General features: G+C 49.3%; 14 protein-coding genes. All 14 read left to right on the top strand.

The genetic code is table 11. The features are described from left to right. Positions 1-14: 14 nt before the first annotated feature. The 14 genes from JJU47_RS01845 to JJU47_RS01780 all read left to right on the top strand — a co-directional run bounded on the left by JJU47_RS01845 (position 15) and on the right by JJU47_RS01780 (position 15,559). A complete protein-coding gene (locus tag JJU47_RS01845; RefSeq protein ID WP_228615850.1) occupies positions 15-2,006 on the top strand; it encodes a DHH family phosphoesterase in 1,992 nt (663 codons plus the stop codon). Beyond that, positions 2,003-2,446 carry a 50S ribosomal protein L9 gene (gene rplI / locus JJU47_RS01840; RefSeq protein ID WP_228615849.1) on the top strand — a complete coding sequence of 148 codons (444 nt, stop codon included), beginning with the start codon at positions 2,003-2,005 and terminating at the stop codon, positions 2,444-2,446. Before JJU47_RS01845 ends, rplI begins: the two co-directional genes overlap by 4 nt. A gap of 17 nt (positions 2,447-2,463) precedes the next feature. Continuing rightward, a complete protein-coding gene (gene dnaB, locus JJU47_RS01835) occupies positions 2,464-3,816 on the top strand; it encodes a replicative DNA helicase (RefSeq protein WP_228615848.1) in 1,353 nt (450 codons plus the stop codon). 239 nt (positions 3,817-4,055) lie between these two features. Further along, positions 4,056-5,345, top strand: a complete 1,290-nt coding sequence (locus JJU47_RS01830) for an adenylosuccinate synthase (protein ID WP_228615847.1) — start codon at positions 4,056-4,058, stop codon at positions 5,343-5,345. A 120-nt stretch (positions 5,346-5,465) separates the two neighbouring features. Further along, positions 5,466-6,176 carry a response regulator YycF gene (gene yycF, locus JJU47_RS01825; RefSeq protein WP_024371072.1) on the top strand — a complete coding sequence of 237 codons (711 nt, stop codon included), beginning with the start codon at positions 5,466-5,468 and terminating at the stop codon, positions 6,174-6,176. A gap of 3 nt (positions 6,177-6,179) precedes the next feature. Next, complete coding sequence (gene walK / locus JJU47_RS01820) at positions 6,180-8,021, top strand: cell wall metabolism sensor histidine kinase WalK (RefSeq protein ID WP_228615846.1); 1,842 nt, start codon at positions 6,180-6,182, stop codon at positions 8,019-8,021. Next, positions 8,021-9,406, top strand: coding sequence for a two-component system activity regulator YycH (gene yycH, locus JJU47_RS01815; protein ID WP_228615845.1), 1,386 nt, complete (start codon positions 8,021-8,023; stop codon positions 9,404-9,406). The genes walK and yycH overlap by 1 nt, the downstream gene beginning before the upstream one ends. Next, on the top strand, positions 9,393-10,217 hold the full coding sequence (locus tag JJU47_RS01810; RefSeq protein ID WP_228615844.1) for a two-component system regulatory protein YycI: 825 nt from the start codon (positions 9,393-9,395) through the stop codon (positions 10,215-10,217). The genes yycH and JJU47_RS01810 overlap by 14 nt, the downstream gene beginning before the upstream one ends. An 18-nt stretch (positions 10,218-10,235) precedes the next feature. Further along, complete coding sequence (locus JJU47_RS01805; RefSeq protein ID WP_228615843.1) at positions 10,236-11,027, top strand: MBL fold metallo-hydrolase; 792 nt, start codon at positions 10,236-10,238, stop codon at positions 11,025-11,027. A 49-nt stretch (positions 11,028-11,076) separates the two neighbouring features. Further along, complete coding sequence (locus JJU47_RS01800) at positions 11,077-12,342, top strand: S1C family serine protease (protein WP_228615842.1); 1,266 nt, start codon at positions 11,077-11,079, stop codon at positions 12,340-12,342. Positions 12,343-12,380: 38 nt separating this feature from the next. Next, positions 12,381-12,542 carry a CxxH/CxxC protein gene (locus JJU47_RS01795; protein WP_021067873.1) on the top strand — a complete coding sequence of 54 codons (162 nt, stop codon included), beginning with the start codon at positions 12,381-12,383 and terminating at the stop codon, positions 12,540-12,542. A gap of 83 nt (positions 12,543-12,625) precedes the next feature. Continuing rightward, complete coding sequence (gene rlmH / locus JJU47_RS01790) at positions 12,626-13,105, top strand: 23S rRNA (pseudouridine(1915)-N(3))-methyltransferase RlmH (RefSeq protein WP_024371066.1); 480 nt, start codon at positions 12,626-12,628, stop codon at positions 13,103-13,105. 108 nt (positions 13,106-13,213) lie between these two features. Continuing rightward, positions 13,214-13,672 carry a Panacea domain-containing protein gene (locus JJU47_RS01785; RefSeq protein WP_228615841.1) on the top strand — a complete coding sequence of 153 codons (459 nt, stop codon included), beginning with the start codon at positions 13,214-13,216 and terminating at the stop codon, positions 13,670-13,672. Next, positions 13,673-15,559: a hypothetical protein gene (locus tag JJU47_RS01780; protein WP_228615840.1), complete on the top strand. Its 1,887-nt coding sequence runs from the start codon at positions 13,673-13,675 to the stop codon at positions 15,557-15,559. Positions 15,560-15,863: the final 304 nt, after the last annotated feature.

Raw genomic sequence — 15,863 nt, 5'->3', positions numbered from 1 at the left:
TTTAGGAGGCATACATGCACAGTGGTGAAGCAATAACATCCGTGAAGAACCAATATAGGCGATACGCGCTTCCGTATCTGATCGGAGTGATCGTCTCGTTCGGATTGGCGTTCTACAGCATCGTGGCAGCGATCACCCTGTTCGTCGGCACGCTAATCTTCTTCATGTATCAACAAGTGACGATCCGGCGCGAACGGAAAGCATGGGAACAGTACGTTCACTCGCTGTCGCACCGCATCGAGGATGTCGGGAAAGAAGCATTGACCGGCATGCCGATCGGAATCTTGGTGTTTGACGAAAACCGTCGCATCAGTTGGTTCAACGAACAGTCCCGCCTCATTTTCGAACTCGAGATGGAGCTCGGCATTTCGCTCGATTTGATCCACTCGGCGTTCACCGAGTTGATTGAGGAAGAAGAAGACGAAGCGACGATTGAAGTCGGAGACCGCGTCTATCGGGTCTTATACAACAAAGATTATCAGACGCTCTACTTGTTCGATATGACGGACGAGGCAGAGATCGAACAGAAGTATTCGGAAACGCAAACCGTCATCGGTGTGTTGTATTTGGACAACTACGACGAGATGTCGACCGGGGTCGATGAACAAGTCCGCAGTGAGATCAATCGGCGTGTGACCGTGCTCCTCAACCAATGGGCACAGAAGCACCATATTTATATGCGCCGGACGGCCGCCGACCGCTTCTTCCTCGTCATGAACGAGCGGACGCTATCGGAGCTCGAGAACAATCGCTTCTCCATTCTCGATGAAGTCCGTGAGGCGACGAAAGAGCATAAAATCCCGCTCACGCTATCGATCGGGATCGGGTGCGGCGAGACGACGTTGACCGAGCTCGGCAACTTATCGCAATCGAGCCTTGATTTAGGACTCGGCCGCGGCGGCGACCAAGTTGTCGTCAAGCGGCATAACGGAAAAGTCCGCTTCTTCGGAGGCAAGACGAACCCGACTGAAAAACGGACCCGCGTGCGGGCCCGCGTCATCTCGAACTCGATGCGTGACTTGATTAAAGAATCAAGCCGCGTGCTCATTATGGGACATAAAAACCCCGACATGGATTCGCTCGGCGCTTCAATCGGGATTATGAAACTCGCTGAATTTGTCGGGCGTGAGGCGTACGTTGTCATCCCGGCCGGCGAGACGAGTGTCGGCATCCAGCGGCTCGTCCATGAAGTCGAGAACGACGAAGAACTGTACAGCCGCTTCTTGACCGAGTTTGAGGCGCAACCGCTCATCGATGAACAGACGCTGCTCGTGATCGTCGACACGCACCGCCCCTCGCTCGTCATCTCACGTGAGATTCTCGACCGGGCCGAGCGGGTCGTCGTCATCGACCACCATCGCCGCGGCGAGGAGTTCATCGAGGACCCCGTGCTCGTCTATATGGAGCCGTATGCGTCTTCGACGTGTGAGCTCGTGACGGAACTGATCGAGTATCAGGCCGGAACGCGTAAACTGTCGATTTTAGAGGCGACCTCGCTTCTAGCCGGCATCATGGTCGACACGAAAGGATTCACGCTGCGGACCGGATCGCGGACGTTTGACGCCGCCTCGTTTCTCCGGATCCAAGGGGCGGACACCGTGCTCGTCCAACACTTCATGCGCCAAGATCTCGATTCGTATATCGAGCAATCCCACATTTTAGAGAGTACCGAGATTTACTCGGGTGGGATGGCGATTGCCGTCGCCCCGGATGATGAGCCGCACCATCAAGTGCTCATCGCCCAGTCGGCGGATCAGCTGCTCAACATGGAAGGGGTCAAAGCCTCATTCGTCATCGCCGTCTTGCCGGACGGACGGACCGGCATCAGCGCCCGTTCGCTCGGCGACGTCAACGTCCAAGTCGTCATGGAAATGCTCGACGGAGGCGGTCACTTGACGAACGCGGCGACACAACTGAACGTTGGTCGCGATCAGGCAAAAACGATGTTGAAAGAAGCGATTGATCATTATATGACAGATGAAACCGAAGGAGAGGAAACGGAATGAAAGTCATTTTAAAAGTGGATGTAAAAGGACAAGGGAAAGCAGGCGAAGTGAAAGATGTCGCCGATGCATATGCGAAAAACGTGCTCTTTAAGAAGAACTTGGCTGTCGAAGCGACACCAGGTAACTTAAAGGCGTTCGCGGCGAAAGAACGTCGTGCCGAGGAAGCAGCAGCAGAAGAGTTGAAAGCGGCCCAAGCCCTCAAAGACAAAATCGAGAAAGAGACGATCGTCGTCAAGACGAAGTCAGGCGAAGGCGGCCGCGTCTTCGGTTCGGTCACGAGCAAACAAATCGGTGAGGCGCTCAAAGGAATGGGCTATAAGATCGACAAACGTAAGATCGAGCTCGAACATCCGATCAAAGCGCTCGGATTCACAAAAGTGCCGGTGAAGTTGCACCATGACGTCACGGCCATGTTAAACGTTCATGTTCAAGAAGCGTGAAGGTGAGGTAGAGACGGATGAGTGATGCGATTCAAGTCAATACCCCGCCACATAGCGTCGAGGCAGAACAAGCCGTCCTAGGGGCCGTCATCCTCGACTCGGACCGTCTCATCACGGCCTCGGAACGGGTCGACCCGGATGACTTTTATCGTGTCAGCCACCAGCGGATCTTTGAAGCCATGTTGAAAATCAACGACCGTGGCGAACTTGTCGACTTGGTCACGCTCAGTTCTGAGCTACAAGCCCAAGGCATTCTCGATGAGATCGGCGGCTTGAACTATTTGGCGGAAATCGCTGAGTCGGTCCCGGCCATCGGCAACATCGGGTACTACTTGAACGTTGTCGATCAAAAAGCGGCGCTGCGGCGGCTCATCCGAACGGCGACGAATATCGTCTCGGACGGCTATGAACGTCAAGACGAAGTTGATGCTGTCCTGTCCGATGCGGAACGGAACATTTTAAAAGTATCGCAACGAAAAGGACAGTCGAGCTTCCACCCGATCGGGTCGGTTCTGTCTGACGCTTATTCGACGATCGAGAAGTTACACCAATCGAGCGGTGAAATCACCGGGATTGCGACCGGGTTCACCGATTTGGATAAGATGACGGCCGGTTTCCAACGAAACGATTTAATCATCGTCGCGGCTCGTCCTTCCGTCGGTAAGACGGCGTTCGCACTGAACATCTCGCAAAACGTCGCTGTCCGGACGGGTGAGAACGTCGCCATCTTCAGTTTGGAGATGGGTGCGGAACAACTCGTCATGCGGATGCTCTGTGCGGAAGGGAACATCGACGCCCAGCGGCTCCGGACCGGCAGGCTCGAAGCCGAAGACTGGGGGCGGCTCTCGCTCGCCATGTCATCGCTCTCGCAAGCCGGGATTTACATCGATGACACCCCTGGGCTTCGCGTCAACGAGATTCGCGCCAAATGCCGTCGCTTGAAGCAAGAGCACGGCCTCGGCATGATCATGATTGACTATTTGCAACTCATCGTCGGGAACGGCAAACCGGGCGAGAACCGGCAACAAGAAGTATCGGAGATCTCCCGGACGCTCAAAGCGATCGCGCGTGAGCTCCAAGTGCCGGTCATCGCCTTGTCACAGCTCTCCCGTGGCGTTGAGAGCCGGCAAGATAAGCGGCCGATGATGTCCGATATCCGGGAATCCGGTGCGATCGAGCAAGATGCGGATATCGTCGCGTTCTTGTATCGGGACGATTATTATGACAAAGAGAGTGAAGACGCCAATACGATCGAAATCATCATCGCCAAACAGCGTAACGGTCCGACCGGCATGGTCAAACTCTCGTTTCGAAAAGAGTATAACAAGTTCGTCAATATGGAGACGCAAGCGTTCGCGCCTCCGATGTGAGACGATGCGACAAAAAGGAGTGGTGCCGATGCGGCGCCGCTCCTTTTTATATCGGTCTTTATGCCTAATCACTCGCCAGATTTAAGGAATACGTAGAACTGCAACGAGAATACGAGTCAATAACGAACGAAAGGTTACAGTATAAAAGTATCGTTCGGTATTAGGTTGACTTTCTGCAGTGGCAGGTGTACACTTACGGATGGTTTGAACAGAACGTTTATTTACAAGGAGGATTCATTATGTCATCAGTAGTCGTAGTGGGAACGCAGTGGGGCGATGAAGGAAAAGGGAAAATCACCGATTTCTTGTCAAAACAAGCCGACGTCGTCGCGCGTTATCAAGGGGGAGACAACGCTGGTCATACAATCGTCTTCAATGATACGAAATATAAGCTTCATCTGATTCCATCAGGCATTTTCTATTCGGACAAAACGTGTGTCATCGGTAACGGGATGGTCGTCAACCCGAAGTCACTCGTTACAGAACTCGCTTACTTGCATGAGCGCGGTGTGAGCACGGATAACCTCCGCATCTCGAACCGGGCGCACGTCATCTTGCCGTACCACCAACTGCAAGACAAGCTCGAAGAAGACGCGAAAGGCGACGCCAAAGTCGGGACGACGCTCAAAGGAATCGGTCCTTGCTACATGGACAAAGCAGCGCGCATCGGGATTCGCATCGCTGATTTGCTCGACAAAGAAGTGTTCGCCGAGAAGTTGAAGACGGTGCTTGCGATTAAAAACCGCATGTTCGTGAAGATGTACGAAGTCGATGCGGTCGAGTTCGATGACATCTTCGAGGAATACTACGCCTACGGCCAACAGTTCGCCAAGTACGTATGCGATACGTCGGTCGTCTTGAACAATGCCCTCGACGAAGAAGAGAAAGTCCTGTTTGAAGGGGCACAAGGCGTTCTTCTCGATATCGACCACGGCACGTACCCGTTCGTCACGTCATCGAACGCGGCGTCAGGCGGTGTGTCGAGCGGTGCCGGTATCGGTCCATCGAAGATTCATCACGTCGTCGGCGTCTGTAAGGCGTACACGTCACGTGTCGGCGACGGCCCGTTCCCGACACAGCTCGATGATGAGATTGGCCATACGATTCGTGAGGTCGGGAAAGAGTACGGGACGACGACAGGCCGTCCGCGTCGTGTCGGTTGGTTCGACTCGGTCGTCGTTCGTCACTCGCGCCGTGTCAGCGGGATCACAGACCTCTGCCTCAACTCGATCGACGTGTTGACAGGTCTTGAGACGCTCAAGATTTGCACAGCGTATGAGTACGAAGGGAAACTGCTCGATGAGTACCCGCCGAACTTCCGTGTCCTTGAGAAGTGTGTACCGGTGTATGAAGAACTTCCAGGTTGGACAGAAGACATCACAAGTGTCCGCAAGTTCGAAGACTTGCCGGTGAACGCCCAGAACTACGTCAAGCGCATCGAAGCGTTGACGGGAATCGAACTGTTGACGTTCTCGGTCGGACCGGCGCGTGAACAGACGGTCATCTTGCGTGACATTTACGAAGCATAAGACAGAGAGCCCGCGCGGCTCTCTTTTTTCATTTCCGTGGAAATGAACCACGCTTTCTAACCTATAGAAAAAGAGTTACAATAGGACGTGTACGTTTAATGATAGAGGAGGACTCACTGAATGGATCGTACGATTTTAGTGGTAGATGACGAACAACCAATTGCTGATATATTGAAGTTTAAACTTGAAAAAGAAGGTTACCAAGTCCACGTCGCCTACGACGGGGAAGAGGCGCTCGTGAAAGTCGAAGAAGTCAAGCCGGATTTGATTTTGCTCGACATCATGCTCCCGCTTAAAGACGGCATGGAAGTGTGCCGTGAAGTACGAAAGAAATACGACATGCCGATCATCATGTTGACGGCGAAAGACTCAGAGATCGATAAAGTACTCGGCCTCGAACTCGGCGCCGACGACTATGTGACGAAGCCGTTCAGCTCGCGTGAGCTGTTAGCCCGCGTCAAAGCGAACATGCGCCGTCATGCGACGGCCCCGGCACCAGAAGCGAAAGGCGCCAATGCGAACGATATCGTCATCGGTGACTTGACGATTCACCCGGACTCGTACATGGTGACGAAGCGCGAAGAGAAAATCGAACTGACGCACCGTGAGTTCGAGCTCATCCATTACCTCGCCCAAAACATCGGGCAAGTGATGACACGCGAGCATTTGCTGCAGACGGTGTGGGGTTACGATTACTTTGGCGACGTCCGCACGGTCGACGTGACAGTGCGCCGTCTGCGTGAGAAAGTCGAAGACAACCCGTCGACGCCGACGTATATCATCACACGTCGCGGTGTCGGCTACTATTTAAAAGCAGGAGAAGAAGACTAAACGATGAAACGGACGAACTTCTTTAAATCTATCCAGTGGAAGCTCGTCGTCATCTATGCGCTGCTCATTCTTGTTGCGATGCAAGTCATCGGGGTGTACTTCGTACGTTCCCTTGAACGGCAATACATCAACAACTTTTCGCAGTCGCTCGTCGATCGTGCCAACCTTCTGAGCTATAACGTCAGTCAAGGGATCGCATCGAACGGCGGTGACTCGCCAACGGATCAGCAGTTGAACCAGGTACTGGATCAGCTGCTGTCTGAGTTTACGGAGAGCACGACGCTAGCTGACGACATTCGCGAAGTCCAAATCATCGATACGAACAGTGTCGTACGGGCAACGTCGAACCCGAACAACCAAAGTCTCGTCGGACAACGGACGGCGAGCACGTTCATCCAAAAATCGTTCGCCACGAGCGGCGCCCAGGAAACGGTCGTCTATGAAGACTCGAACGAACGGATGCGCGTCGTCGCCGTACCGATCAAATCCGAGGTCGACGGGACGACGACGGGCATGATATATATCGAGGCGTCGATGCAGTCCATCTACAACCAGATGGAACAAGTGACGCGCATCCTCGCGACGGGGACGCTCATCGCCTTGATTATCACGTCGATTCTCGGCATCTTGCTATCCCGGACGATCACGCGGCCGATTGCGGACATGCGTCGTCAAGCCGTCGAGATGCGAAAAGGGAACTTCTCGCGGAAAGTTAAAGTCTATTCCGACGATGAGGTCGGTCAACTGGCCTACGCCTTTAACGAATTGACTGATGAGCTCATGGAAGCGAACGCCACGACGGAAGCCGAGCGCCGCCGTTTGACGAGTGTGTTAGAAAACATGTCAGACGGGGTCGTCGCGACCGACCGTTCACTACGCGTCATCCTGATGAACGATCAAGCCCGCGATATGATCGGAGTGGAAGAAGAAGAGGCGATGGGGGCGAACCTTCAGAGCTTGCTCGAATTCGATGACGACATCGTCATCCCGGAAGACGGGACGATGCCGCCGAAATTGATTGATTTGAGCACCGATGAAGAACTGTTCCTCGTCCGCGCTTACTTCTCTCCGATTCAAAAGCATAGCGGGCCGATCACCGGCCTCATCGTCGTCTTACATGACGTGACCGAGCAGGAGCAAGTCGAGCAGGATCGCCGTGAGTTCGTCGCGAACGTGAGCCACGAGCTCCGAACGCCATTGACGACGATGCGAAGCTACCTCGAAGTGCTCGCCGAAGGGGCGTATAAAGACGATGAGCTCGCGCCGCGTTTCTTAGAGACGACGCAAAACGAGACGGAGCGGATGATTCGCCTCGTCAACGATTTGTTGCAACTGTCGAAAATGGACAGTAAAGAGTATACGATGCAGAAAGTGAAGTTCGACTTCATTCAGTTCTTTAACGACATCATCGACCGTCACGAGATGACGAAAGGTGAAACCATCGAGTTCCGGCGCAAGCTTATGAAGCGTCGCGTCTACGTGCATGCCGATCAGGACAAGATGACGCAAGTGATTGACAACATCATCACGAACGCGATCAAATTCTCGCCGGAAGGCGGTACGATCACGTTCCGGACGATGCTACGGGCGAAACGACTCGTCGTCGGCATTAAAGACGAAGGGGTCGGCATTCCGAAATCGAACTTGAAGAAAATCTTTGAGCGCTTCTATCGGGTCGACAAAGCACGGGCCCGTAATATCGGCGGGACCGGACTCGGATTGTCGATCGCCAAAGAAGTCGTGTCGGCGCATGGTGGTGATATTTGGGCGGAAAGTGAGTTCGGCCGCGGGACGACGATTTATTTCACCATCCCGTTCGATACGATCGTGGAGGTGAATGACTGATGGAACGAAAACGTTTCTGGGCGAAGCCAGAACTAGTGAAATCGCTCGTCTTGCTCACCTTGATCGTCACGTCCATCGTCCAAACGATCATCCTATGGGACTATCATCCGAAGTATCAATCGGTCCAGTCGGAGACGCAAGTCGCGACGGTCGACACGTCGCTCCAACGCCGGGCGAGTCAAGTCATCGTCCCGGCCCAAACGGTTGTGCACGAGAACAACGCCGTCTTCGCGACGAAGAACACACCGAAACAAATCGCCCGGGTCATTCGTGATACGTTCGAGGCGAACGAGTTCAAACCGCTCGCCGCGAAAAACGTGCCAAGTTTTTACTCCGGTGTGAACGAGGCGCTCGAACTGGTCTTACCGGAGCCGTACTATGCGGACACGCTCGGATACATCGTGCCGGGCTCGTACAGTTTGTCCGGAAAAGTTCCGCAACGGGCCCTCTTGTTTATAGACGGAGACGTTTGGAAGATTCGGGCCATTATGAGCGACCAATCGATTTGGGAAGGTCGTTTGGCCAAAGTCGGTACGGGCGACGTCAACAGTCTGTTCTTAAAAGACTCGAGCCGGGCGATGCAACGTGTCACTTACGCCGAGGACCGCGTCAACTACATTCCCGTCGTCGGTCCGGAAATGAACGAGCTGTTCGCATACGACGTGTCTCAAATTCAAATCTCGGCCCGTCTCGATTGGATGCGCGACACGTTCTTCCCCGGTGATCCGAACGTGCAGGAAGTCGACCCGGCCAGTTCGGTCGGAGCTCTCACGAACGGCATCAGCGTCGCTGAGTACGACGCGAAATTGAATGCGAGCCGATACCGCAACTTGTCACGTAACAGCAGCGAGCGTGAATCCGCAATCGGTCTCGACACGATCGTCGACTTCGTCAACTTTCACGGAGGATGGGTCGATGAGACGTCAGAGAGCCAAGGGTTGTCGCTCCGGTTTGATGCCATCACGCCAGCGAACAAAGGGTTTGAGACGACCGTCTTCCGGTTTCACGTGAACGGTTTCCCCGTGTTCAGCCAACGCGAGGCGTTCATCAACAACGATGCGGTCGACTTATCGACATTGCGCGTCGAAAACGACGGAGCGCAAGTCCGGTCGATCACGCGGCATCACCTTGAGATCGATCGGTTGATCTCTGTAGGGACGACACAGCTTGCGGGCGGCCAAGACGTCCTCGACACGCTCGTCAACACGGGCCGATTCGAGAACGTCACCGAGATCCGCCTCGGGTATGAAATTGAATACAATGAAGACACGAGCCGGTACGTCACGTTCTCGCCAAACTGGTTCGTCCGGGAAGCGGGACGTTGGGTGCCGTATGATAAACCAGGAGATTGGACGGAAAGGATGATGTATCGTGGATTGGAGTAAAGCGAAAACGATTCTGCTCTTCGCCTTCCTCGCGCTGAACATCTACCTGTTGTTCCAGCTCTTGACCGAGACGTGGGCGACTGAAGTCGTCTCGAACGATAACACGTCGATCGCCCAAATCTTGGACCAGCGTGATGTCGACGCCTCGAAATTACCACGGATGGGGCGTGACATCGGTTATTTGACCGGATCGTCTGAGCAGATGTCGGCGTCGATGATCACGAAAAATCGTGAGGCGCAACTGGCGACCACACTCGACAACATGCAGCTCGAAGTCGAGCTGAAAGACCCGGTCCCGCTCGACGAGGCCGATTTACGGACGACAGCGGCGACGTTCGTCACCGACTACGTCCCGTTCGGTTCCGAGTATGCGTATTGGCGTTTCGATCAGGAGACGCGTCAAATCGCTTTCGTGCAGACGTATGAAAACAATAAGATTTTCTCGAATCCGGAAATCGAGGCCGATACCGAGACATACATCGGCCCTTCCTTGTTGTTGCTCCAATTAAACGAGGACTATGAAGTCACGGATTACAAACAGCGTCATTTGACGAACTTGTCGTCGAAGTCGCAAGACGACCTCGTCTTGACGGCAAGCGAAGCGATTTCCCAGCTTGCGGCGCGGAAGTATTTCCAACCGAACCAAGAGATGCGAGCTATCAACACCGGCTTTTACAGCCTCCCGCTCGACAGCTCGGGCAGTTTGATCATTATGCCGCCGCTCTGGTCGATCGCGATCGACGAGAACGTCTATTTCGTCAACGCGATTGACGGGACGGTCGAGCGGGTTGAGTTTCACACAGTAGACTGAAAGGAAAGGAGTGATCGAGTGACTTTACGCTATAGTGTGCTCGCGAGCGGTTCGACCGGAAACGCCCTCTACATTGAGACGGACCGGACGAAATTGCTCGTCGACGCCGGATTGACCGGCAAGGCGATGCAGCAACGCATCACAGAGATTGGCCGGTCGTTTGAAGGGGTCGACGCACTGCTCGTCACCCATGAGCACTCCGACCATATTAAAGGGATCGGAATCTTGGCCCGAAAATACCATTTGCCGATCTATGCGAACGCGAAAACGTGGGAAGCGATGGAAGAGAAGATTGGAAAAATCGATCCGTCCTTAAAGTTTCACTTCGAGGTGGGGGAGATCAAGCAGTTTGGTGACATTGAGCTCGAGTCGTTCAACGTCAGCCATGACGCGGCCGACCCGATGTTCTATCAGTTCGCCCATGACGGCAAGCGGCTCGCCCACATCACCGACACCGGTTACGTGTCGGATCGGATGAAGGGACTCATCCGCGGAGCCGACGACTTCATCTTCGAATCGAACCACGACGTGTCGATGCTACAGATGGGGCGTTATCCATGGAGCGTCAAGCGGCGTATTCTCGGTGACTATGGACACGTCTCGAACGAGGATGCGGCCATCGCCATGAGCGAGGTCATCGGCGATCGGACGAAACGGATTTATTTGGCCCACCTCAGCAAAGACAACAACATGAAAGAACTGGCGCAAATGAGCGTCTCACAGACACTCGACATGCGCGATGTCGACCTCGGCCGCATCAAATTGTGCGATACCGACCCATCCGTCCCAACTTCGCTCGTTTCTTTATAAGAGAAGTTGGGAAAAGACAGATAACAATGTCTTGAAGGGGGGACGCGTCGTGAATGAAGAGAGACACCATGAGTATGAGCCTCAAGACGTCGAACCTTTAACGCACGAAGCAGATACGATGAACGATCAATCGACTTATCCATCTCGCAGCGACTGGCGTCCAAAAAGCGAGGAACGCGTGCGCCACAAGCCGCGGATGAATATAAAACCGTTGTTACTCGGAGGGGTTGGCGGATTCTTAGGAGCGGCTTTGTTCTTTTTGGCGATGATGCTCTGGGATTCCCCGACCTCTCGTTTTGTGACGAATGAACTGATCCGGACCGAACAGGCCGTCACCTTCACCGAGTCCGACATCACGACAGCCGTGACGGGCGCAAAGACGTCTGTCGTCAGCATCACAAATATCCAGCGCGCCTTCACGTCCGATTCGCAGTGGGAGGCGGGAGCGGGCTCTGGTGTCATCTATAAGGTCGATGGAGACACGGCGTACATCGTCACGAACTTTCACGTGATCGAGCAAGCCGATGAGATCAGCGTCGCCTTTTCGGACGGACAAGTGGCGACGGCGACCATTTTAGGCGAAGATCCGCTCAACGATTTGGCGGTCGCGGCCGTCGAGTTGCCGGACAACATCGAGGCGACGCCGATTGTCCTTGGTGATTCGAACACGTTACAAGCCGGAGAGACGGTTATGGCGATCGGCAATCCGCTCGGCGTCTTTTCAAACTCGGTCACCCGTGGTATCGTCAGTGGTGTCGAACGGACGGTGCCGGTCGACACGAACAGTGACGGGCTCATGGACTACAACGCCGAGGTCATCCAGACCGATGCGGCCATCAACCCAGGTAACTCTGGCGGGGCGCTCATCAACATCCGCGGCGAACTCGTCGGCATCAACTCGATGAAAATCGCCGAAGCGAGCGTCGAAGGGGTCGGTTTCTCGATTCCCGTCAACGTGGCGCTGCCGGTCATTGACATGCTCGAGCGCGACGGACGTGTGACGAGAGCTCAGCTTGGCGTCACGATCCAAGAAGTCATCGCCGTGCCCGGAAACGTGCGGGAAGAGTACGGAATCAGTTTTGACAACGAGGACGGCGTCTTCGTCGAAGAGATCACGCCAGGAAGCCCGGCCGAACAGGCGGGGCTTCGGATCGGTGACGTCATCGTGAAAATCGGCGACCGAGAGATCAAGCGATACGTCGATTTACGGGATGCGCTTTACCGCGACTCGACGGTCGGCGACACGGTATCGATCGAATATACAAGGCGCGGCCAACTGAACAAAACAGAAGCCACGTTAACAGAAGCGACATGAAGAAGCGGCGACGCTTCTTTTTTAAGGAGGAAAAACCTGTGGAAAAAAAAGTATGCAAGGAACATGTTGAAATCGCTTTAGATATCATTGTCGATGAGACGGGCGAATACCCGTTGCTCGAGGAACTATCCACAAGTGGACAAGTGACATGTGAGTTCTGTGACGCCGACGCAACATATGTTGTGTCAAGTAAAAAATGATTATCAACATGTGGATTTGTGGATAACTCTGTGGATAACCCTATGGATAACTCCAAAAAATCTGTGGAAAAAGGAAGAATTGGATGAATATTTCAATTATCACGGTTGGCAAACTGAAAGAGAAGTATTTGAAACTAGGAATCGCCGAGTATACGAAACGGTTATCTGCTTATGCAAAAGTGCAGGAAATCGAGGTCGCGGACGAGAAAGCGCCCGAGCATTTGAGTGAGGCGGATATGATTCTAGTAAAGCAAAAAGAAGGCGAACGGATTTTAGCGAAAATCAGTCCGGACACGCACGTCATCGCGCTGGCGATCAACGCCAAGCAGCGCACAAGTGAAGAGTTCGCGCGTGAACTCGACCAACTCGCCACGTATGGCAAAAGTAAAATCGCCTTCGTCATCGGTGGCTCGCTCGGATTGTCCGAAGACGTCATGAAACGGGCAAACGATACGATCTCGTTCTCGAAGATGACGTTCCCGCACCAAGTGATGAAACTCGTCTTATGCGAGCAAATCTACCGGGCGTATCGGATCAATCGGAATGAACCTTACCATAAATAAATGAGGTTTTTAAAATATAAAAAGAACAAACGTTTTCTTTTTTCTTTCTAAACCTGGATGTATAGACTAAAATATAAGTAAAGAAACTCAAATGAAGGAGTGAAAACTATGGCAACTGTTCAACAAGTGACGGACTTTTTACTTAACCTAAGAGATAATGACATGGAAGCAGGTAAGTATTACTCTTTAAGTAATTTAAAGTTGCAAAAGTTGCTTTACTTTTGCCATGGAATTTTCTCTGCTGTACACCAAGGAAGGCGATTGATTGTCGATGAAAATTTTGAGGCATGGCGTTATGGACCAGTAATACCTTCTGTGTATTTCAGATTTAATTCGTACGGGCAAAATGATATACCACAAATAGAATTAGATAACTTTATCGGATTACAACCTGATGAAATTATTGTAATACAAAATGTATGGAATAATTTAAAACAAAGAAGTGCTTTTGATTTGGTAGAAGCAAGCCACGTCTCGGAGGGGCCATGGCATAATGTATATTACAATGATAGTGATAATGTTATTCAACATGAGCAGATAGTAAACTATTTCGGAGGTCACAGATAGATGTTCCAGAAATACAAAAAAAATGAGATTTTAAATCATATTATAGCTAAGACTGTTGGTCATATATCAATAGTCTTAGCTATATTACTTATCTGCTTATTTATTGTTAAGGCATATTTGTCGACAGCTTTATCAGAAAATACTGATACATATATAATTATAGTATCTAGAATACCGATATTTTATTTAGGATCTATTGTTACTATGAGTGTATATATTTATACGAAGACTTATAGTATGTCCACAATTCAATTTGCTTCACCGGTTACTTCTTTAATGATGGGTATTGGTGTAATCTTCTCATTTCTTTCAATGATTACATTACCCAGTAAATTATATTATCCACTACCTTTTTTTCAGGATTATATTAAACTAATACTTAATTCAACTTGGAATTGGCAAATGTTTTTAGGTTTGTTAAATATTATATCTTTTCTTATTGCAACAACTGTTTTTGTAATTACTTTAATAAGATTTATTTCTTCATTTAATATAGATGCTATATTAAAAAAAAATTATATTGCAGTTGCGAAAATTTGTGGAATTAAAGAAAAACAAAATAAACAAAATAAACAGTACATAATAGAGCCGTTTTTAGAAAAAGAACTAGTATTATTGGAGAAGAACTTAAATATTTTTAATCAAAATTTACTGTATCTATTAACTTTGAATAATGAAAAATTAACAGAAAAATATATACTTAAATGGATAGATGCGGTGAGTAATACGCAAGAGAGGATATTTCATTCACCAATAAAAGATTCTATAACTCATAAAAAACTGTATGACAAAACTTTAGAACTTACAAATAAATTAATAGTCGAAACTTCAGATAATATTACTTTGAGTCGTTATCATGAAATTTTACTGAAAGGAATTTTCAATAGTATTCCTCTTTTTGAACTTGAAGAAAAAAGCATAAAAAACATAAAGGAAGAAAAAATAAAAGAAATTCAAACTAATTATACTGAAAATTACGATTTATTATCTAAAACTTGCTATACAGAGTTAAATAAAATAATTGAATATTTGTATAGAAACCAAAAAAGCAGCGATATACTTCAAAAAATGTCTTCTAATAATGGAATTGACTTTTTGGGTTCTACAGTTAATCAGTCAAAATTTATTAGTGAAAAAGCAAATTTAGAAATTAATGATAAAAATAATTATATGGAAGATTTATTAATTGGAATGTTATTTAACATAATTAATAAAAATAATAATGTAGATCTACCAGTAGTTTTATCATTACTTTTTAAAGTTCAACAGGAAACTAATACTAATGAAATTAAAACTGATTCTCTATCGTCAGTAACTGCCGGGGTTTTTGAGGATTTAGGAAATGCTATAGAAGGAATCAGAGAAAAACAAGATTTAATACAAGAGTCCAAGTTTTTACAAGCTATTGAAGACGCAGAAGCTATTAATGATGAACTACCAAAAGTAACCTTAAATGATAAAACTATTAGTTATATAATTATTGGAATAATAAAGGCTAATGAAATAGAAAATTATAAAGCTGTAGGCTATTTAATCAAGAGATTGTGTAATCATTTAAGTATATCTGAAATATTAAAAAATTTAGATGTGCTTGAGGGGAGTATATATGACAATGGGTATAGAGAGTTACATCTTTCAAAAATAAGCTTAAATGAGTATTCACTAAAATACTGTTTTAACAAAACTAAAATTTTATTATTTCTACAATCTTATGCTAACAAATCTGAAATTTTTGAAGAGTATCGCAATATTATTAATATAGAGTATAAAGCAGATATTCTTGAAACCTTACAAGATAAGCATAAGGAATACAATATGTCATGCATTAAGGGAAATAAATTAGATAATTTAAAAGAGAAAAAGGAAAATAAAATAGGTTTTATATAATGATATGCTCTCGAATAGATAGACAGATGAAATAACAAATCTGTTTATCTATTCGAGAGTGTTTTTATGGCGAGAAGTCGGTACTCGATTGAACAAAAACTGAGTGTATTATGTATGATGCAAGCAGAAAATTATACCTGAAAGAAAATCATAGAGGCTCAAATTGTATTTTGCAATACAAATGTGCACAATAATGCAACGAAAAGTACAGAACTTTGCCAGCTAGGTTTTAGTGTTTCGACAACGCATGCGTGACACGATAACTGTCACCTGTGAAATTTAATATGTGAGCGTGATGGATGAC

The organism is Exiguobacterium sp., from assembly GCF_020832205.1.
Lineage (GTDB): Bacteria > Bacillota > Bacilli > Exiguobacteriales > Exiguobacteriaceae > Exiguobacterium.
The sequence above is the reverse complement of the archived record's forward strand: the minus strand, read 5'-3'. Positions and strand labels throughout refer to the sequence as shown.

Excerpts from the sequence above, each read along its gene's own strand:
- rplI (WP_228615849.1), top strand. The coding sequence starts at position 2,003 with ATGAAAGTCATTTTAAAAGTGGATGTAAAAGGACAAGGGAAAGCAGGC.
- JJU47_RS01785 (WP_228615841.1), top strand. The coding sequence starts at position 13,214 with ATGGCAACTGTTCAACAAGTGACGGACTTTTTACTTAACCTAAGAGAT.
- rlmH (WP_024371066.1), top strand. The coding sequence starts at position 12,626 with ATGAATATTTCAATTATCACGGTTGGCAAACTGAAAGAGAAGTATTTG.
- yycF (WP_024371072.1), top strand. The coding sequence starts at position 5,466 with ATGGATCGTACGATTTTAGTGGTAGATGACGAACAACCAATTGCTGAT.
- yycH (WP_228615845.1), top strand. The coding sequence starts at position 8,021 with ATGGAACGAAAACGTTTCTGGGCGAAGCCAGAACTAGTGAAATCGCTC.
- dnaB (WP_228615848.1), top strand. The coding sequence starts at position 2,464 with ATGAGTGATGCGATTCAAGTCAATACCCCGCCACATAGCGTCGAGGCA.
- JJU47_RS01830 (WP_228615847.1), top strand. The coding sequence starts at position 4,056 with ATGTCATCAGTAGTCGTAGTGGGAACGCAGTGGGGCGATGAAGGAAAA.
- walK (WP_228615846.1), top strand. The coding sequence starts at position 6,180 with ATGAAACGGACGAACTTCTTTAAATCTATCCAGTGGAAGCTCGTCGTC.
- JJU47_RS01845 (WP_228615850.1), top strand. The coding sequence starts at position 15 with ATGCACAGTGGTGAAGCAATAACATCCGTGAAGAACCAATATAGGCGA.
- JJU47_RS01780 (WP_228615840.1), top strand. The coding sequence starts at position 13,673 with ATGTTCCAGAAATACAAAAAAAATGAGATTTTAAATCATATTATAGCT.